Here is an 18881-nt window from a genome sequence, read left to right as displayed (position 1 = left end):
CGGGAGCGGGGGCGCCGTGGTCGTCGCGCCGGGCGGTCAGTCCACCGTCCAGGTGTCGCCGCCGGCGAGCAGCGCGGCGAGGTCCCCCGGGCCGCGCTGGGCGGCGGCCGTCTCCAGCTGGCCCGCCATCAGCTCGTCGTAGACCGGCCGCCGGACGCTGCGCAGCACGCCGATCGGCGTGTGGTGCAGGGTGTCCGCGTCGGCGATCCGGGAGAGCGCGAAGGCGGTGGCGGGGCCGGCCGCATGGGCGTCGTGGACCAGGACGTCCGCCGCGTTCTCCGCCGTGACGGGGGCGGTGAACAGCTCGCCGTCCGGCCCCCGGAAGACGCCGTTCGCCAGCTCGGCACCGAAGCGGACGGGCTTCCCGTGCTCCAGCCGGATCAGCGCCTCGTCCCGGCTACCGGCATCCTTCAGCACCTCGAAGGCGCCGTCGTTGAAGATGTTGCAGTTCTGGTAGATCTCCACCAGCGCCGTGCCCTCGTGCTCGGCGGCCGCCCGGAGCACCGACTGGAGGTGCTGGCGGTCCGAGTCGATGGTGCGGGCGACGAAACTGGCCTCGGCACCGATCGCCAGCGACAGCGGGTTGAACGGCGCGTCCAGCGAGCCCATCGGGGTGGACGTGGTGATCTTGCCGATCTCGCTGGTGGGCGAGTACTGGCCCTTGGTGAGGCCGTAGATACGGTTGTTGAACAACAGGATCTTCAGGTTGACGTTCCGCCGCAGGGCGTGGATCAGATGGTTGCCGCCGATCGACAGCGCGTCGCCGTCCCCGGTCACCACCCAGACGCTCAGGTCCCGGCGGGCGGTGGCCAGCCCGGTCGCGATCGCCGGCGCCCGGCCGTGGATCGAGTGCACCCCGTAGGTGTTCATGTAGTACGGGAAGCGCGAGGAGCAGCCGATGCCGGAGACGAACACGGTGTTCTCGCGCCTGACGCCCAGCTCCGGCATGAAGGACTGCACCGCCGCCAGGATCGCGTAGTCCCCGCAGCCCGGGCACCAGCGCACCTCCTGGTCGGTCTTGAAGTCCCGGGCGCTCTGCGGGCCCTCGGCCTTGGGCACCAGCCGCAGGGACGGGAATCCGTTCTCGCTCACCGGTGGTCCTCCTCGTCCAGGCTGCCGACCGCCGCCCACAGCACGTCCGCCAACTGGGCCGCCTTGAAGGGCAGTCCGCGCACCTGGTTGTAGGACTCGGCGTCCACCAGGTACTTCGCCCGCAGCAGCAGGGCCAGCTGCCCGAGGTTCATCTCGGGCACGATGACCTTCTCGTAACTCCGCAGCACCGAGCCCAGGTTGGCCGGGAACGGGTTGAGGTTGCGCAGGTGCGCCTGGGCGACCTCGCCGCCGTCCGCGCGCACCCGGCGCACCGCGGCGGTGATCGGCCCGTAGGTCGAGCCCCAGCCGAGCACCAGCACCCGGGCGTCGCCGGTCGGGTCGTCCACCTCGACCGGCTTCACCGTGATGCCGTCGACCTTGGCCTGCCGGGTGCGGACCATGAAGTCGTGGTTGGCCGGGTCGTAGGAGATGTTGCCGCTACCGTCCTGCTTCTCGATGCCGCCGATCCGGTGCTCCAGCCCGGGCGTGCCGGGCAGCGCCCAGGGCCTGGCCAGGGTCCGCGGATCGCGCAGGTACGGCCAGAAGGCGCCGTCCTCGCGGTTCGGACCGGTGGCGAACGACGGGTCGATCTCCGGCAGTTCGTCCACCTCGGGGATCCGCCAGGGCTCCGAGCCGTTGGCCAGGTAGCCGTCCGAGAGCAGGAACACCGGGGTGCGGTAGGTGACGGCGATCCGGGCCGCCTCCAGCGCCGCGTCGAAGCACTCGGCGGGCGTGGCCGGGGCGACGATCGGCACCGGCGCCTCGCCGTTGCGGCCGAACATCGCCTGGAGCAGGTCGGCCTGCTCGGTCTTGGTCGGCAGCCCGGTGGACGGGCCGCCGCGCTGGATGTCCACGACCAGCAGCGGCAGTTCGAGCGAGACGGCCAGACCGATCGTCTCGGACTTCAGGGCGACGCCGGGGCCGGAGGTGGTGGTCACCCCGAGCGCTCCGCCGAAGGCCGCGCCGAGCGCCGCACCGATGCCCGCGATCTCGTCCTCCGCCTGGAAGGTGCGCACCCCGAAGTTCTTGTGCCGGCTCAGCTCGTGCAGGATGTCCGAGGCCGGGGTGATCGGGTACGAGCCCAGGTACAGCGGGAGGCCGGAGCGCTGCGCGGCCGCGATCAGCCCGTAGGACAGCGCGAGGTTGCCGGAGATGTTGCGGTAGCGTCCGGCCGGGAGCCGGGCCGGCGGCACCTCGTAGGAGACGGCGAAGGACTCCGTGGTCTCGCCGAAGTTCCAGCCCGCCCGGAAGGCGCTGATGTTCGCCTCGGCGATCTGCGGCTTCTTCGCGAACTTGGTGCGCAGGAACGACTCCGTCCCGTGCGTGGGCCGGTGGTACATCCAGGACAGCAGGCCCAGGGCGAACATGTTCTTCGCCCGCTCGGCGTCCTTGCGGGCCAGGCCGCTGTCCTTGAGCGCCTCCAGGGTCAGCGTGGTCAGCGGCACCCTGTGCAGGTGGAAGCCGTCCAGCGAGCCGTCGCTCAGCGGGTCCGCCGGGTAGCCGACCTTGGCCAGCGCCCGCTTGGTGAACTCGTCGGTGTTGACGATGATCTCGGCGCCGCGCGGCAGGTCCGGGAGGTTCGCCTTCAGCGCGGCCGGGTTCATCGCGACCAGCACGTTCGGGGCGTCGCCCGGGGTCAGGATGTCGTGGTCGGCGAAGTGCAGCTGGAAGGAGGAGACGCCGGGCAGGGTGCCGGCGGGCGCCCGGATCTCGGCCGGGAAGTTCGGCAGCGTCGACAGGTCGTTGCCGAAGGACGCCGTCTCCGAGGTGAACCGGTCACCGGTGAGCTGCATGCCGTCGCCGGAGTCGCCGGCGAAGCGGATGATCACCCGATCGAGTCTGCGGATCGGCTTGCCCGGCTTCACCGGAGGGTCGCCCGGGGCGGGTGGTCCGGCCGCCGCCGTGCCCGCGCGCGCGTCGCCGCCCCCGGCGTCGGCCTCGTCGCCGTCCGGGCCGTCCACTGCCTCTGACTGATCGACCTGACTGGTCACTGCCGCGGACCTCCTCGTGGGCGCACCACCGCGGGCGCGGCCCCGTGCCCCGTCCGCCTGGTGCACCTCTCGCATCCTATGCGGGGCGACACGACGGCGGCCGGAACCACGGCAGGAATTTCACCGGCCCGCGGCCCCACCGCACGTGAACGTCAACGCCCGCCCGCCCGAGATCATTCCGGCTCGGCCGGGCGGGCGCAGGCCCTCCCGGGCACATGGCCGAGATGCGCCCCCGGGGCGTGTGCCCCGGGGGCCGGCGCGCCGGTCCGGAGGGCGTCAGGAGTTTCCGGAGGGCGTCAGGAATTGAGGTAGGTGAGCACCGCGAGCACCCGGCGGTGGTCCTCCGGGCTCTGGGCCAGACCCAGCTTGAGGAAGATGTTGCTGACGTGCTTCTCCACCGCGCCGTCGGAGACCACCAGCTGCCTGGCCACCGCCGCGTTGGTGCGGCCCTCGGCCATCAGCCCGAGCACCTCGCGCTCGCGCGGCGTGAGATTGGCCAGAACGTCGCCCTTGCGGCTGCGGCTGAGGAGCTGCTGCACCACCTCCGGGTCCAGCGCGGTGCCGCCCTCGGCGACCCGGACCACCGCGTCGGCGAACTCGCGCACCTCGGCGACCCGGTCCTTGAGCAGGTAGCCGACGCCGCGGGTGGAGCCGGCCAGCAGCTCCGAGGCGTAGCGCTCCTCCACGAACTGCGACAGCACCAGCACGCCCAGCCCCGGGTACCGGCCCCGCAGCTCCACGCAGGCGCGCAGGCCCTCGTCGGTGTGGGTCGGGGGCATCCGCACGTCGGAGACCACCACGTCCGGCAGGGCGTCGGCCGCCGCCAGGTCGTGGACGGTCTTCACCAGGGCCTCGCCGTCCCCGACCCCTGCGACGACCTCCAGGCCCCGGTCGGTGAGCAGCCGGGTGAGTCCCTCCCGCAGCAGTACGGAGTCCTCGGCGATGACGACGCGGCGCATAACGACCTTCCCGGCAGGCGTGTGCTGACGGGAGCCAGTCTCCCCCATCCCGGGGGCGCGCCGGAGTGCCGGGCCCGGCCACCGCCGGCCCGGCCCGCACGGCTCCGCCGGGCTCAGCCGGTGCGGTCCGCCACCTGGTCGCAGAGGAGCGCCAGGGCGGCCTTCGCGGAGCAGTCCGGCAGCGGCGCGAGCAGCGCCCGCGCCTCCTCGGCCCGGCGCAGGGTCTCGGCGCGGGCGCGCTCCAGCGCGGGGTGGGCGCGCAGCAGGCGCAGCGCCTCGGCGTGCAGGGCGTCGTCGGAGAGGTCCTGGTCGAGCAGTTCGCGCAGCCGGGCGTCGTCCGGGTCGTCCGGGTCCGCGGGCATCTGCCGGAGCAGCAGGGTCGGCAGGGTCGGCACGCCCTCGCGCAGGTCGGTGCCCGGGGTCTTGCCCGACTCGTGGCCGTCGCTGGCGATGTCGAGCACGTCGTCGGCCAGCTGGAAGGCGATGCCGATCCGCTCGCCGAACTCGCCGAGGACGTCCACCAGCTCGCGCTCGACGCCGGCCATCAGCGCTCCTATCCGGCAGGAGACGGCGATCAGCGAGCCGGTCTTGCCCTCCAGGACGTCCAGGTAGTGCAGCAGCGGGTCCATGTCCGGGCCGGGGCCGCGGGTCTCCAGGATCTGCCCGGTGACCAGCCGCTCGAAGGCCTCGGCCTGCATCCGCACGGCCTCCGTGCCGAGGTCCGCGAGCACCCGGGAGGCGCGGGAGAACAGGAAGTCGCCGGTCAGGATGGCGACCGAGTTGTCCCAGCGGGAGTTGGCGCTCGGGGCGCCCCGGCGCACCGGCGCCTCGTCCATCACGTCGTCGTGGTACAGGGTGGCCAGGTGGGTCAGCTCGACCACCACGGCCGCGGGCACCACGCCGGGCGCCCCCGGGTCGCCGAACTGCGCGGCCAGCAGCAGGAGCAGCGGGCGGAAGCGCTTGCCGCCGGCTTCGAGGAGGTGGCTGGCGGTGACGTTGATGAAGGGGACGTCGCTCTTGACGACCTCGCCCAGCGCCGCCTCCACCGCGTCCAGTCCGGCCTGGACGTCGCGGGTCAGGTCGCGGTCCTGCACGCTGAGCCCGAAGGGTTCCACGACGGTCACGAAGACCACTCCTCTGTCCCTGGTCGATCTAGCGGCCTGGTCCCTGAGTGCCGCCGCTGGCCATACAGGCAGGGTATCCGGTCGCGAGTGGATCACTGCACGGGCGTGCGGATCCTGTCATGATCGGGCCTGATGCCCTGGTCAGGGCGGCTTCGCGGGCCGGCCGGCGGTGGGGGCGAATTCGGCTGGAAACACGGGTCGGAGAGTTCCGGAAACTCCCGGCCCCGGCTCCGACAAAGGCCCGTCCGGGCCGCGCGGACTGGGCGCGGCCCGGACGGGGCCCTGGTCGGGAGCGGTGGACGCCGAGGTCAGCGCACGAACAGCGAGGCCTTGGAGGCGAGGTCCAGGAAGTACTGCGGCAGCAGTCCCAGCCCGAGGGTGACCAGCACCCCCACCCCGATCGCGGTGGCCGTGAAGGCGCTCGGGATCACCACCGTGGGGCCGCCCGGCTGCGGGTCCGAGAAGAACATCAGCACGATGACCCGGATGTAGAAGAACGCGGCGACCGCCGAGCTCAGCACGCCGACGACCACCAGCGGGGTCGCCCCGCCGCTGGCCGCGGCCTGGAACACCGCGAACTTCCCGGTGAACCCGGAGGTCAGCGGGATCCCGGCGAAGGCCAGCAGGAAGAGCGCGAACACCGCCGCGACCAGCGGCGAGCGCCGCCCGAGCCCGGCCCAGCTGGACAGGTGGGTCGCCTCCCCCTTGGAGTCGCGCACCAGCGTCACCACCGCGAAGGCACCGAGCGTCACGAAGGAGTACGCCAGCAGGTAGAACAGCACCGAGGAGATGCCCTGCTTGTTGACGGCGATCACGCCGGTCAGGATGAACCCGGCGTGCGCGATCGAGGAGTACGCCAGCAGGCGCTTGACGTCCTGCTGGGTGACCGCGAGCACCGCGCCGACGACCATGGTCAGGACCGCCACGCCCCACATCACCGGCCGCCAGTCCAGCCGCAGGCCGGGGAAGGCCACGTAGAACAGCCGCAGGAAGGCCCCGAAGGCCGCGACCTTGGTGGCCGCCGCCATGAAGCCGGTCACCGGGGTCGGCGCGCCCTGGTAGACGTCCGGCGTCCAGGAGTGGAAGGGCACCGCGGCGACCTTGAACAGCAGGCCGACCGCCAGCATCGCCAGCCCGGTCAGCACCAGCGCGTCGCTCTGGGTGGTGCTCAGCTGCGCCGGGGTGGTCATCGCCTTGCCGGAGATGACGTCCCCGATGTCGCCGAGCCGCACGCTGCCCGCGTAGCCGTACAGCAGCGCGGTGCCGAACAGGAAGAACGCCGAGGCGAAGGCACCGAGCAGGAAGTACTTGACCGCCGCCTCCTGGGAGAGCAGTCGGCGGCGCCGGGCCAGCGCGCACAGCAGGTACAGCGGCAGCGAGAAGACCTCCAGCGCCACGAACATGGTCAGCAGGTCGTTGGCGGCGGGGAACAGCAGCATGCCGCCGACCGCGAACATGGTGAGCGGGAAGACCTCGCTGGTGGCGAAGCCGGCCCGGACCGCGGCCCGCTCCTGCTCGCCGCCGGGGGTGGCGGCGGCCTGGGCGGCGAAGGCGTCGGCGGGCAGGCCGCCGGCCCTGGGCTCCAGCCGCCGCTCGGCGTAGGTGAGCACCGCGACCACGGAGGCCAGCAGGATCACGCCCTGGAGGAACAGCGCCGGGCCGTCCATCGCGACGGTCTCCATGGCCAGCAGGTCGATCCTGGTGAAGCCGTGGCTCTGCACGGCCAGCACCACCACGGCGACGAAGGCGCCGACCAGCCCGCCCAGGGCCAGCGTCACCTGCGTCCAGTGCCGGTAGCGGCGGGGCACGAAGGCCTCGACCAGGACACCGGCCACGGCGGCCGCGAACACCACGAGCATCGGGGAGAGCTGTCCGTACTCGATGTGCGGCGCCGGGATGCTGGGGGTGTTGCCGCCCGCGGCGGCGAGCACGGCGGTGGGGCTCACTTCTGCTCACCTCCTGGGGTGGCGGCGACCGGGTGGGCCGGTGCCGGATCGGTCTGGTGGACCTGCGAGAGCGTCGCGTTCACCGCGGGGTCTACCAGGTCGGTGAGCGGCTTGGGGTAGACGCCGAGCAGGATGGTCAGCGCCACCAGCGGGCCGACCACGGCGAGTTCGCGGGCCTTGAGGTCCGGCATCGTGCGCACCCTGTCCCGCACCGGGCCGGTCATGGTGCGCTGGTACAGCAGCAGGGCGTACAGCGCGGCCAGCACGATGCCGAAGGTGGCCACCACGCCGATCGCCGGGTACCGGGTGAAGGTGCCCACCAGGACCAGGAACTCGCTGACGAACGGGGCGAGCCCGGGCAGCGACAGGGTGGCCAGGCTGCCGATCAGGAACGTCCCGGCGAGCACCGGGGCGACCTTCTGCACACCGCCGTAGTCGGCGATCAGCCGCGAGCCGCGACGGGAGATCAGGAAGCCGGCCACCAGCATCCACGCCGCCGTGGAGAGTCCGTGGTTGACCATGTACAGGGTCGCACCGCTCTGCCCCTGGCTGGTCAGGGCGAAGACGCCCATGATGATGAAGCCGAAGTGCGAGATCGACGCGTACGCCACCAGGCGCTTGATGTCCTTCTGGCCGACCGCCAGCAGCGCGCCGTAGACGATCCCGACCAGGGCGAGCACCAGGATCGCCGGGGCGAAGGTCTTCGAGGCGTTCGGGAACAGCCCGAGGCAGAAGCGCAGCATCGCGAAGGTGCCGACCTTGTCCACCACGGCGGTGATCAGCACCGCCGTCCCGGCGGTGGACTCGCCCATCGCGTTCGGCAGCCAGGTGTGCAGCGGCCACAGCGGGGCCTTCACCGCGAAGGCGAAGAAGAAGCCCAGGAAGAGCGCCTTCTCCGCGGTGCCGCTCAGCTGGAGCCGGCCGTCGGCGATCGCCGAGGTCAGCGTCGGCAGGTCGAAGGTGCCGAAGCCCTGGTCCTGCGCGATCACGTACAGGCCGATCACGGCGGCCAGCATCACCAGGCCGCCGAGCAGGTTGTAGAGCAGGAACTTCACGGCCGCGTACGAGCGCTGGCGCGCCGACTCCGGGCCGCCCGCGCGGTCCCCGAAGCCCCCGATCAGGAAGTACATCGGGATCAGCATGGCTTCGAAGAACACGTAGAACACGAAGACGTCGGTGGCGTAGAAGGAGACGACCACCATCGCCTCCACCGCCAGGATCAGGGCGAAGAAGGCCTGGGTGCGGCGCTTGTTCTCGAAGGTGCCGTCGGGCCCGGCCGGCGCCGGGTCGGCGTCGTGCCAGGAGGCGAGGATCACCAGCGGTACGAGCACCGCGGTGAGCAGGGCCAGCACGGCGCCGATGCCGTCCACGCCGAGCGAGAAGGTGATGCCGAAGGAGCGGATCCAGCTGTACGACTCGTTCAGCTGGAAGCGGGCGCCGTGCGGGTCGAACCGCGTCGCCACCACCGCGGCCAGCACCAGGGTGACGGCCGAGGCGCCCAGCGCGACGGCCTTGGTGGTCCTGCGCCGGCTCTCGGAGGCCCCGGCGGGCAGCGCGGCCGTCAGCACCGCGCCGGCCGCCGGGACGGCGCAGGTGGCGGTCAGAAGGACGCTCATGCCCGCTCCCCCCAACGGATATCAGGACGAGTCATCACGTGGACCTCATCAGGAGAGTCGTGGCGACCAGCACCAGCGTGCCGCCGAACATGGAGAGCGCGTACGAGCGGACGAAGCCGTTCTGGACCCGCCGCAGCCGGCCGGAGAGCCCGCCGATCGCGGCGGCCAGGCCGTTGACCACGCCGTCCAGGCCGCGGCTGTCGAAGAAGACCAGCGCGGCGGCGAGCGCCGAGCCCGGCCGCACCAGCACCGCGTGGTTGAAGTCGTCCTGCAGCAGGTCGCGGCGGGCGGCCCGGGTGAGCGGGGAGCCGACCGGGGGCACCACCGGGACCGGCGAGCGCCCGTACATCAGGTACGCCAGGCCGACCCCGGCCAGCATGCAGGCCGTGGTCAGCAGGGTGACCGTCAGCGGGGCGAGCGGGGAGCTGCCCTCGTCGTGCCCGGTGACCGGCTCCAGCCACTTCAGGAAGGAGTCGTTGAAGGCGAACAGCCCGCCCGCGAAGACCGAGCCGAAGGCCAGCAGGACCATCGGGACGGTCATCGTCGCGGGCGACTCGTGCGGGTGCGGGGCGTTGCCGGCCTCGTCCGTCCGCCAGCGCTTCTCGCCGAAGAAGGTCAGCACCATCACCCGGGTCATGTAGAACGCGGTGACCGCCGCGCCGACCAGCGCGCACAGCCCCAGGACCCAGCCCTCGGTGCCGCCCTTGGCGAAGGCCGCCTCGATGATCTTGTCCTTGGAGAAGAAGCCGGACAGGCCCGGGAAGCCGATGATCGCCAGGTAGCCGAGGCCGAAGGTGACGAAGGTGACCGGCATGTACTTCCGCAGGCCGCCGTAGTGGCGCATGTTCACCTCGTCGTCCATGCCGTGCATGACCGACCCGGCGCCGAGGAACAGCCCGGCCTTGAAGAAGCCGTGGGTCACCAGGTGCATGATCGCGAAGGCGTAGCCGATCGGGCCGAGCCCGGCCGCCAGCACCATGTAGCCGATCTGCGACATGGTCGAGCCGGCCAGCGCCTTCTTGATGTCGTCCTTGGCGCAACCGACGACCGCACCGAACAGCAGCGTGACCGCGCCGACCACCACCACGGCGGTCTGCGCGTCCGGCGCCAGGTCGAAGACGGCCGAGGAACGGGTGATCAGGTAGACGCCCGCGGTCACCATGGTGGCCGCGTGGATCAGCGCCGAGACCGGGGTCGGGCCCTCCATCGCGTCCCCGAGCCAGGACTGCAGCGGCACCTGCGCCGACTTGCCGCAGGCCGCCAGCAGCAGCATCAGCCCGATCGCCGTCAGCTTGCCCTCGCTCGCCTGGTGCGCCCCGCCGAAGACCGGGTCGAAGGCGAAGGAGCCGAACTCGGCGAACATCAGCATGATCGCGACGGACAGGCCCACGTCGCCGACCCGGTTGACGATGAAGGCCTTCTTCGCCGCCGTCGCCGCGCTCGGCTTGTGCTGCCAGAAGCCGATCAGGAGGTACGAGGCCAGGCCCACGCCCTCCCAGCCGAAGTACAGCAGCAGGTAGTTGTCCGCGACCACCAGCAGCAGCATGGCGGCCAGGAAGAGGTTGAGGTACGCGAAGAAGCGGCGCCGGCGCTCGTCGTGCGCCATGTAGCCGACCGAGTAGAGGTGGATCAGCGTGCCGACACCGGTGATCAGCAGGACGAAGGTCATCGACAGCTGGTCGAGCCGGAAGGAGACGTCGGCCTGGAAGCCGTTCACCGGGATCCAGCTGAACAGGTGCCGGGTGACGGCCCGGTGCTCGGCGTCCCGGCCGAGCATGTCCGAGAACAGCGCCAGGCCGAAGCCGAACGAGAGCGCCGCGAGGGCGGTGGCCAGCCAGTGGCCGTACCGGTCCAGCGCCCGGCCGCCGAGCAGCAGCAGGGCGGCACCGGCCAGTGGGGCCGCCACCAGCAGCGGAATGAGAGAGTTCACCGAGGCCCTCCGCCTACAGCTTCATCAGGTTGCTGTCGTCGACCGAAGCGGAGTGCCTGGTCCGGAAGATGGAGACGATGATGGCGAGGCCGACCACGACCTCGGCCGCCGCGACCACCATCGTGAAGAACGCGATGATCTGGCCGTCCAGGGTCCCGTGCAGCCGGGAGAAGGTCACCAGGGCGAGGTTCGAGGCGTTCAGCATCAGCTCCACGCACATGAACAGCACGATCGCGTTGCGCCGCACGAGCACCCCGGCCGCGCCGATGGTGAACAACAGCGCCGACAGGTAGAGGTAGTTGACCGGGTTCACTCCGCGCCCTCCTCGCCGGCCGGGTGGTTCACGTCGTTCGCCGGCACCGGGCCGCCGTTGGCGGGCACCCGCTCGCCGTTCACCGGCACCCGCTCGCCGTTCGCCGGCACCGGCTCCAGCGACTTGCGCGGGGACGCCACCGGCGGGCGCTGCGAGGACGGCCGGCCCAGCCAGTCGGCCGTGGAGTTCTCCAGCTCCGCCATCCGCCGGAGCATCGCCTGGCTGACGTCCCGGACCTGGCCGCGCTCGCGCAGCGTCGCCATCACCGAGTCCTCGGCGACCGTGCCGTCCGGCAGCAGCCCCGGGACGTCCACCGCGTTGTGCCGCGCGTACACGCCCGGCGCCGGCAGCGGCGGCACCTGGATGTTGTCCCTGATCCGCTGCGCCGCCAGCTCGCGCTGCGTCTTCGGCGCCGTCACGTGCTCCCGGTGCGTCAGCACCATCGCGCCGATCGCCGCCGTGATCAGCAGCGCGCCGGTGACCTCGAAGGCCCACACGTAGCGGGTGAAGATCAGCCGGGCCAGGCCCGGCACGTTCCCCTCGGCGTTCGCCTCGGACAGCCCGGTGAAGTGGTTCAGCCGCGCGTTGGCGATCCCGGCGATCAGCAGTACGCCGAAGCCCAGCCCGCAGAGCGCCGCGGCGAACCGCTGGCCCTTCAGGTGCTCCTTCAGGGAGTCCTCGCTGGTGACGCCGACCAGCATCACCACGAACAGGAACAGCATCATGATCGCGCCGGTGTAGACCACGATCTGTACCACGCCCAGGAACACCGCGCCCTGGGCCATGTAACAGACCGCCAGCGCCAGCATGGTGGCCGCCAGGCAGAGCGCGCTGTGCACGGCCTTGCGCATCAGCACCATGCCGAGCGCGCCGCCGACCGCGACCACCGCGAGCACCCAGAACTGGACGGCCTCGCCCGTCGAGGTCGTCCCGGTCGCCGCTTCCGCCAGCTCCGCGATCACTGCTGCACCTCCTTCTCCCGGTCGGTGCGCTCCTGCCGGACCGTGCCCGGCGCGGCGGCGGTGATCTCGCCCCGGTAGTACGCGCCCTCGTCGGTGCCAGGGAAGATCGCGTGCGGGGTGTCGACCATGCCCTCGGACAGGCCCACCAGCAGCTGCTCCTTGGTGAAGATGAGGTCCCGCCGGGAGGAGTCGGCCAGCTCGTACTCGTTGGTCATGGTCAGCGCCCTGGTCGGGCAGGCCTCGATGCACAGCCCGCACAGGATGCAGCGGGCGTAGTTGATCTGGTACACCGCGCCGTAGCGCTCGCCCGGGGAGTAGCGCTCCTCGTCCCGGTTGTCCGCGCCCTCCACGTAGATCGCGTCGGCCGGGCAGGCCCACGCGCACAGCTCGCAGCCGACGCACTTCTCCAGGCCGTCCGGGTGCCGGTTCAGCTGGTGGCGGCCGTGGAAGCGCGGAGCGGTGGGCTTCTTCTGCTCCGGGTACTGCTCGGTGAGCCGCTTCTTGAACATGGCCTTGAAGGTCACGCCGAAGCCGGCGGCCGGGCCGAGGATCGACGGGCGGTCGGCCCGCTCGCCGCGGCCCGTACGATCGGACTGGTCGGACATGTCGGTTCAGCTCCCTTCGGAATGGTCGGCCCCGTTGAGGGCGTCCTGGAGTTGTTTCGGGGCCCGGCTGGGCCGGCGCGGAACCGGCGGGAGCGTCTGACCGGGCAGCGGCGGGACGGGGTAGCCGCCCGCCATCGGGTCGAACCCGCCGCCGGCCTCGGCCCGGGAGGCGCCGCCACCGGGCGGGACCGCCTCGGGCTCCGGCTCCTTGCGCAGGAAGTCCCGCACCAGCGCCACCAGCAGCACCGCCCCGACCGGGGCGCCCACGTACAGCACCACCTGGCCGAAGCCGTAGCCCTCGTTGCGCAGGGCCCGCACGCTCGCGATCAGCACCAGCCACACCAGCGAGACCGGGATCAGCACCTTCCAGCCCAGCTTCATGAACTGGTCGTAGCGGAGCCGGGGCAGCGTGCCGCGCAGCCAGATGAAGAAGAACAGCAGCAGCTGGATCTTCAGCGTGATCCACAGCATCGGCCACCAGCCGTGGTTGGCGCCCTCCCAGAAGGTCGACACCGGCCACGGGGCCCGCCAGCCGCCCAGGAAGAGGGTCGAGGCCACCGCCGAGACCGTCACCATGTTCACGTACTCGGCCAGCATGAACATCGCGAACTTCAGCGAGGAGTACTCGGTGTTGAAGCCGCCGACCAGCTCGCCCTCGGCCTCCGGCAGGTCGAACGGCGCCCGGTTGGTCTCCCCGACCATCGCGATGATGTAGACGATGAACGACACCGGCAGCAGCGCCGCGAACCAGGTCGGCTGCTGGTGCGCCACGATCTCCGAGGTCGACATCGAGCCCGAGTAGATGAACACCGCCGCGAAGGACAGGCCCATCGCGATCTCGTAGCTGATCATCTGCGCGGACGAGCGCAGTCCGCCCAGCAGCGGGTACGTCGAACCCGAGGACCAGCCCGCCAGCACGATGCCGTAGATGCCCACCGAGGCCGTCGCCAGGACGTACAGCAGGGCGACCGGGAAGTCGGTCAGCTGGAGCGGCGTGCGGGTGCCGAAGACCGACACCTCGTTGCCGGGCGGGCCGAAGGGGATCACCGCGAAGGCCATGAACGCGGGGATGGCGCAGACGATCGGGGCCAGGATGTAGACCACCTTGTCCGAGCCCTTGACCACCAGGTCTTCCTTGAGCGCCAGCTTCACGCCGTCGGCCAGCGACTGCAGCAGGCCCCACGGGCCGTGCCGGTTGGGCCCGATGCGCAGCTGCATCCAGGCCACCACCTTGCGCTCCCAGACGATCGCGACCAGCACCGTCAGGACCAGGAAGGCGAAGCAGAACACCGCCTTCAGCAGCACCAGCCACCACGGGTCCTGCCCGAAGAAGTGGAGCGTCTCGTACGGCTGCCCAGTCATCGGTCCTCCCCTTCGGCCGCCGCCCGCCCGGCGGCCGCGCCGGTCCGGTCCTGGGCGGCTGCGGGCTCCTGCGCGGCCTGCGGTGCGGGGGCCGGGTCCGACGCCGGCGCGGCCTGCGGACCGTGTTCGGCCGTCGGCTCGGGTACCGGCTCGGCGCCTGGCGCCGGCGCGGGGTCCGGTGCCGCCGCGGGTTCCGGCGCGGGTTCCGGCGCCGGAGCGGCCCCCGGTACCGGCTCCGGCTCGGCCGCGGCGATCGTGACCAGGTGGCCGACGGTGGTGCCGAGCGCGCGGTGGGCGCCGCCCGGCGTGGAGTCCAGCGGAGCCCAGACCGTGCGGTCCGGGATCGAGTCGGTGACCTCCAGCGGCAGGGTCAGCGAACCGGCCGGGCCGGTCAGCCGCAGCGCTCCGGCCGCCTCGGCGCCGATCTCCTTCGCCGTCTCCGGCGAGATCCGGGCCACCGCCCGGTGCCGGGTGCCCGCCAGGTGCGGGTCCCCCTGCTGCAGCACGCCGTTGTCCAGCAGCAGGCGCCAGCCCGCCAGCACCGCCTGGCCCGCGGCCGGACGGGGCAGCAGGCCCGGGTGCGCCGCCGGGTCGGCCGTGCGGTCGCCCGTCCAGGGGGCGAAACGGTCCAGCTCCAGCCGGGCGGCCCGGACGTCCGGCAGGCCCAGCCGGTGGCCCAGTGCGTCGGCCAGCATGCTCAGCACCCGCAGGTCGGACTGGAGGTGACGGCCCATCTGCTGGTCCGGCTTGAGCGCGGACTCGAACATCCGCACCCGGCCCTCCCAGTCCAGGAAGGTGCCGGCCTTCTCCGCCACCGCCGCCACCGGCAGCACCACGTCGGCGCGCGCCGTCACGGCCGATGGGCGCAGCTCCAGCGACACCAGGAACGGCACCGCCGCGAGCGCCTCGTCGGCCAGCGCCGGATCCGGCAGGTCGTCCGGGTCCACGCCGCCGACCAGCAGCGCGTCCAGCTCGCCGACCGCGGCCGCGGCCAGGATCCCGTCGGTGTCCCGGCCCGGCCGGGACGGCGGTTCGGCCCCGCCCCAGACGGCGGCCGCCTCCGCCCGGGCCGCCGGAACGGCCACCGGACGGCCGCCGGGCAGCAGGCCGGGCAGCGCACCCGCCTCGACCGCCCCGCGCTCACCGGCCCGGCGCGGCACCCAGGCGAGCCTCGCGCCCGTCGCGTGCGCCAGCCGCAGCACCGCCGTCAGCCCGCCCGGCACGGCCGCCAGCCGCTCGCCCGCCAGGATCACCGCGCCCGGGGTGCGCAGCAGTTCGGCCGCCCGGCCCGCGGCGTCGTTCAGCGGCTCGTCCGCCGCGAGCGCCGCGAACCACTCCGGTTCGGTGCCGGGGGCGGCCGGCAGCAGCGCCCCGCGCAGCTTGGCCAGGCCCCGGGAGGCGAACGCGGCGACCGAGAACACCTTCAGGCCCGTCGCCCTGGTCGCCTTGCGCAGCCGCAGGAAGACGATCGGCGACTCCTCCTCCGGCTCGAAGCCCGCCAGCAGCACCACGGGTGCCCGGTCCAGGTCCTGGTAGGCCACGCCGGTGCCGTCCACGTCGACGCCCCGCCCGGCCACCGCGGCGGCCAGGAAGTCCGCCTCCTCGCCGCTGTGCGGGCGGGCGCGGAAGTCCACGTCGTTGGTGCCCAGCACCACCCGCGCGAACTTCCCGTACGCGTAGGCGTCCTCGACCGTCACCCGGCCGCCGGCCAGCACCGCCGCCCGGACCCCGCGCAGCCCCTCGGCCGCCCGGGCCAGCGCCTCCGGCCAGGAGGCGGGCACCAGTTCGCCGTCCACCCGCACCAGCGGGGTGGTCAGCCGGTCGCGCTGCTGGGCGTAGCGGAAGGCGAAGCGGCCCTTGTCGCAGTTCCACTCCTCGTTCACCGCCGGGTCCTCGCCGGCCAGCCGGCGCAGCACCTTGCCGCGCCGGTGGTCGGTGCGCTGGGCGCAGCCCGAGGCGCAGTGCTCGCACACGCTCGGCGAGGAGACCAGGTCGAAGGGGCGGGAGCGGAAGCGGTAGGCCGCCGAGGTGAGCGCGCCCACCGGGCAGATCTGGATGGTGTTCCCGGAGAAGTACGACTCGAAGTCGTCGCCCTCGCCGGTGCCGACCTGCTGGAGCGCCCCGCGCTCCACCAGGTCGATGAACGGGTCCCCGGCGATCTGCTGGGAGAAGCGGGTGCAGCGGGCGCACAGCACGCAGCGCTCGCGGTCCAGCAGCACCTGGCTGCTGATCGGCACCGGCTTCTCGTAGGTGCGCTTCATGCCCTCGAAGCGGGAGTCGGCGGCACCGCTGGTCATCGCCTGGTTCTGCAGCGGGCACTCGCCGCCCTTGTCGCAGACCGGGCAGTCCAGCGGGTGGTTGATCAGCAGCAGCTCCATCACGCCGCGCTGGGCCTTCTCCGCCACCGGCGAGCTGAGCTGGGTGCGCACCACCATGCCCTCGGCCACCGGGATGGTGCAGGAGGCGACCGGCTTGCGCTGGCCCTCGACCTCGACGATGCACTGGCGGCAGGCGCCGGCCGGGTCGAGCAGCGGGTGGTCGCAGAAGCGCGGGATCTGGGTGCCGATGGTCTCGGCGGCCCGGATCACCAACGTCCCCTTGGGGACGCGCACTTCGACGCCGTCGATGGTGAGCGTGACCAGTTCGACCGCGGTCTCGGAGGCGGTTGGCTCTGTGATCGTCACGCGTGCACCTCCCTTTCGGTGGCGGACTGGTGGCCGGGGCGGGGGCCGTCGGCCCAGACGGTGGAGGCGGCCGGGTCGAACGGGCAGCGGCGTTCGGCCAGGTGCTGCTCGTACTCGGCCCGGAAGTGCTGGAGCGAGGAGACGATCGGGCTGGCCGCACCGTCGCCCAGCGCGCAGAAGGACTTGCCGTTGATGTTGTCGGCGATGTCGAGGAGCTTCTCCAGGTCCCCGTCGACGCCCTCGCCGGCCTCGATCCGCTGGAGCAGCTGGACCAGCCAGTAGGTGCCCTCGCGGCAGGGGGTGCACTTGCCGCAGGACTCGTGGGCGTAGAACTCCGTCCAGCGGGTGACGGCCCGCACCACGCAGGTGGTCTCGTCGAAGACCTGGAGCGCCTTGGTGCCGAGCATCGAGCCGGCCGCCCCGACGCCCTCGTAGTCCAGCGGGACGTCGAGGTGCCGGTCGGTGAACATCGGGGTGGAGGAGCCGCCCGGGGTCCAGAACTTCAGCCGGTGCCCGGGGCGGACGCCGCCGCTGAGGTCGAGCAGCTGGCGCAGAGTGATGCCGAGCGGGGCCTCGTACTGGCCGGGGTTGGTGACGTGGCCGGAGAGCGAGTAGAGCGTGAAGCCGGGCGACTTCTCGGTGCCCAGGGCCCTGAACCACTCCTTGCCGCGGGCCAGGATCGGCGGCACCGAGGCGATCGACTCGACGTTGTTGACCACCGTCGGGCAGGCGTACAGGCCGGCGATGGCCGGGAACGGCGGCCGCAGCCTCGGCTGGCCGCGGCGGCCCTCCAGGGAGTCCAGCAGCGCCGTCTCCTCACCGCAGATGTAGGCGCCGGCGCCGGCGTGCACGGTGATGTCGAGGTCGACGCCGGAGCCGAGGATGTTCCGGCCCAGCAGCCCCGCACCGTACGCCTCGGCGACGGCCGCGTGCAGCCGGCGCAGCACCGGGACGACCTCGCCGCGCAGGTAGACGAAGGCGTGGTCGCAGCGGATCGCGTAGGAGGCGATGATCATGCCCTCGATGAGGGAGTGCGGGTTGGCGAACAGCAGCGGGATGTCCTTGCAGGTGCCCGGCTCGGACTCGTCCGCGTTGACCACCAGGTAGTGCGGCTTGCCGTCGTTCTGCGGGATGAACTGCCACTTCATCCCGGTGGGGAACCCGGCGCCGCCGCGGCCGCGCAGGCCGGCGTCCTTGACCAGGGCGATCACGTCGTCCGGCGGCATGGCGAGGGCCGCCTTGAGGCCCTCGTAGCCGTGGTGGCGGCGGTAGGTGTCGAGCGTCCACGGGCGGCTGTCGTCCCAGGGGTCGGACAGCACCGGGGTGAGCAGCTTCTCGGCCGGCTCGGCGGAGGTCATCACGCTTCGCTCCCTTCGCGGCCGCTGCCCGGCTGGCCGTTGTCCGGTTGGCTGCTGCCCGGCTGACCGTTGCCTGCCTGGCTGCTGCCCGGCTGACCGTTGCCTGCCTGGCTGCTGCCCGGCTGACCGTTGCCTGCCTGGCTGCTGCCCGGCTGACCGTTGCCTGCCTGGCTGCTGCCCGGCTGACCGTTGTCCGGCTGGCCGTTGCTCTCGGGGCGGGGGGATGCCGGGCGGGGGGAGACGACCTTGGTGCCGGGGGTGCCGGGCAGGGCCTCGCCGCGGGCCAGCCGCAGCCCGGCCAGGGAGGGCGCGCCGCCGGCTCCGGACTCGTCGTTGGCGCCCGGGCGCTCGTCCGGGAAGCCGGCCAGGATCCGGGCGGTCTCCTTGAAGCCGCACAGCCGGGCGCCGCGGGTGGGCCGCACCTCGCGGCCGGCCCGCAGGTCGTCGACCAGCTGCCGGGCGCTGTCCGGGGTCTGGTTGTCGAAGAACTCCCAGTTGACCATCACCACGGGCGCGTAGTCACAGGCGGCGTTGCACTCGATGTGCTCGATCGAGACCTCGCCGTCCTCGGTGGTCTCGTTGTTGCGGATGCCCAGGTGCTCCTGGAGCTCGGCGAAGATCTGGTCGCCGCCGAGCACCGCGCACAGGGTGTTGGTGCAGACCCCGACGTGGTACTTCCCGGCCGGGCGGCGCCGGTACATGGTGTAGAAGGTCGCGACCGCGGTGACCTCGGCGGTGGTGAGGTCGAGCTGCTCGGCGCAGAAGCGGATGCCGGTCGGGCTGACGAAGCCCTCCTCGGCCTGCACCAGGTGCAGCAGCGGCAGCAGCGCCGAACGGGCCTGCGGGTAGCGGGCGACCAGCTCGGCGGCGTCGGCGGCCAGCCGGGCGTGCACCTCCTCGGGGTACGGTGCGGCCGGCAGTGCCGGCAGTCCGAGTTCG

13 protein-coding genes and 1 pseudogene are annotated in these 18881 nt (G+C 72.5%); all 14 read right to left on the bottom strand.

Annotated elements, in window-relative coordinates; genetic code table 11:
• Positions 1-36: 36 nt before the first annotated feature.
• The 14 genes and pseudogenes from ACH5AR_RS29665 to nuoE all read right to left on the bottom strand — a co-directional run bounded on the left by ACH5AR_RS29665 (position 37) and on the right by nuoE (position 18871).
• Positions 37-1092: a 2-oxoacid:ferredoxin oxidoreductase subunit beta gene (locus tag ACH5AR_RS29665; RefSeq protein WP_396304603.1), complete on the bottom strand. Its 1056-nt coding sequence runs from the start codon at positions 1090-1092 to the stop codon at positions 37-39.
• On the bottom strand, positions 1089-3083 hold the full coding sequence (locus ACH5AR_RS29660) for a 2-oxoacid:acceptor oxidoreductase subunit alpha (protein WP_396304602.1): 1995 nt from the start codon (positions 3081-3083) through the stop codon (positions 1089-1091). The genes ACH5AR_RS29665 and ACH5AR_RS29660 overlap by 4 nt, the downstream gene beginning before the upstream one ends.
• 296 nt (positions 3084-3379) lie before the next feature.
• The gene (locus tag ACH5AR_RS29655; protein ID WP_396304601.1) at positions 3380-4042 is read right to left on the bottom strand and encodes a LuxR C-terminal-related transcriptional regulator; all 663 of its coding nucleotides are present in this window, start codon (positions 4040-4042) and stop codon (positions 3380-3382) included.
• Between the two features lie 113 nt (positions 4043-4155).
• The gene (locus ACH5AR_RS29650) at positions 4156-5166 is read right to left on the bottom strand and encodes a polyprenyl synthetase family protein (protein WP_396304600.1); all 1011 of its coding nucleotides are present in this window, start codon (positions 5164-5166) and stop codon (positions 4156-4158) included.
• Between the two features lie 308 nt (positions 5167-5474).
• The gene (gene nuoN, locus ACH5AR_RS29645) at positions 5475-7112 is read right to left on the bottom strand and encodes an NADH-quinone oxidoreductase subunit NuoN (RefSeq protein ID WP_396304599.1); all 1638 of its coding nucleotides are present in this window, start codon (positions 7110-7112) and stop codon (positions 5475-5477) included.
• The gene (locus ACH5AR_RS29640; protein ID WP_396304598.1) at positions 7109-8728 is read right to left on the bottom strand and encodes an NADH-quinone oxidoreductase subunit M; all 1620 of its coding nucleotides are present in this window, start codon (positions 8726-8728) and stop codon (positions 7109-7111) included. The genes nuoN and ACH5AR_RS29640 overlap by 4 nt, the downstream gene beginning before the upstream one ends.
• Before the next feature lie 34 nt (positions 8729-8762).
• Positions 8763-10658 carry an NADH-quinone oxidoreductase subunit L gene (gene nuoL / locus ACH5AR_RS29635; protein ID WP_396304597.1) on the bottom strand — a complete coding sequence of 632 codons (1896 nt, stop codon included), beginning with the start codon at positions 10656-10658 and terminating at the stop codon, positions 8763-8765.
• A gap of 13 nt (positions 10659-10671) precedes the next feature.
• Entirely contained in the window at positions 10672-10971 is a 300-nt protein-coding gene (gene nuoK, locus ACH5AR_RS29630) for an NADH-quinone oxidoreductase subunit NuoK (RefSeq protein ID WP_049652557.1), read from the bottom strand.
• On the bottom strand, positions 10968-11930 hold the full coding sequence (locus ACH5AR_RS29625) for an NADH-quinone oxidoreductase subunit J (protein ID WP_396304622.1): 963 nt from the start codon (positions 11928-11930) through the stop codon (positions 10968-10970). Before ACH5AR_RS29625 ends, nuoK begins: the two co-directional genes overlap by 4 nt.
• Entirely contained in the window at positions 11930-12538 is a 609-nt protein-coding gene (gene nuoI, locus ACH5AR_RS29620; RefSeq protein WP_396304596.1) for an NADH-quinone oxidoreductase subunit NuoI, read from the bottom strand. Before nuoI ends, ACH5AR_RS29625 begins: the two co-directional genes overlap by 1 nt.
• A gap of 6 nt (positions 12539-12544) precedes the next feature.
• On the bottom strand, positions 12545-13900 hold the full coding sequence (nuoH, locus tag ACH5AR_RS29615) for an NADH-quinone oxidoreductase subunit NuoH (protein WP_396304595.1): 1356 nt from the start codon (positions 13898-13900) through the stop codon (positions 12545-12547).
• Positions 13901-14091: 191 nt separating this feature from the next.
• A pseudogene (locus tag ACH5AR_RS29610) lies at positions 14092-16584 on the bottom strand (NADH-quinone oxidoreductase subunit G); the annotation flags it as partial.
• Positions 16581-17942 carry an NADH-quinone oxidoreductase subunit NuoF gene (gene nuoF / locus ACH5AR_RS29605; RefSeq protein ID WP_396304594.1) on the bottom strand — a complete coding sequence of 454 codons (1362 nt, stop codon included), beginning with the start codon at positions 17940-17942 and terminating at the stop codon, positions 16581-16583. The pseudogene ACH5AR_RS29610 and the gene nuoF, both read right to left, overlap by 4 nt.
• Positions 17942-18871: an NADH-quinone oxidoreductase subunit NuoE gene (nuoE, locus tag ACH5AR_RS29600; RefSeq protein ID WP_396304621.1), complete on the bottom strand. Its 930-nt coding sequence runs from the start codon at positions 18869-18871 to the stop codon at positions 17942-17944. Before nuoE ends, nuoF begins: the two co-directional genes overlap by 1 nt.
• Positions 18872-18881 lie beyond the last annotated feature (10 nt).

This window comes from Kitasatospora sp. NPDC018619 (assembly GCF_044391605.1).
Classification (GTDB): Bacteria; Actinomycetota; Actinomycetes; order Streptomycetales; family Streptomycetaceae; genus Kitasatospora.
Note: the sequence above shows the minus strand (reverse complement) of the source record. Positions and strands in the feature narration are given on the sequence as shown.

Coding starts and splice junctions, on each gene's coding strand:
- ACH5AR_RS29655 (WP_396304601.1), bottom strand. CDS start 4,042: ATGCGCCGCGTCGTCATCGCCGAGGACTCCGTACTGCTGCGGGAGGGA.
- ACH5AR_RS29640 (WP_396304598.1), bottom strand. CDS start 8,728: ATGAGCGTCCTTCTGACCGCCACCTGCGCCGTCCCGGCGGCCGGCGCG.
- nuoI (WP_396304596.1), bottom strand. CDS start 12,538: ATGTCCGACCAGTCCGATCGTACGGGCCGCGGCGAGCGGGCCGACCGC.
- nuoH (WP_396304595.1), bottom strand. CDS start 13,900: ATGACTGGGCAGCCGTACGAGACGCTCCACTTCTTCGGGCAGGACCCG.
- nuoF (WP_396304594.1), bottom strand. CDS start 17,942: ATGACCTCCGCCGAGCCGGCCGAGAAGCTGCTCACCCCGGTGCTGTCC.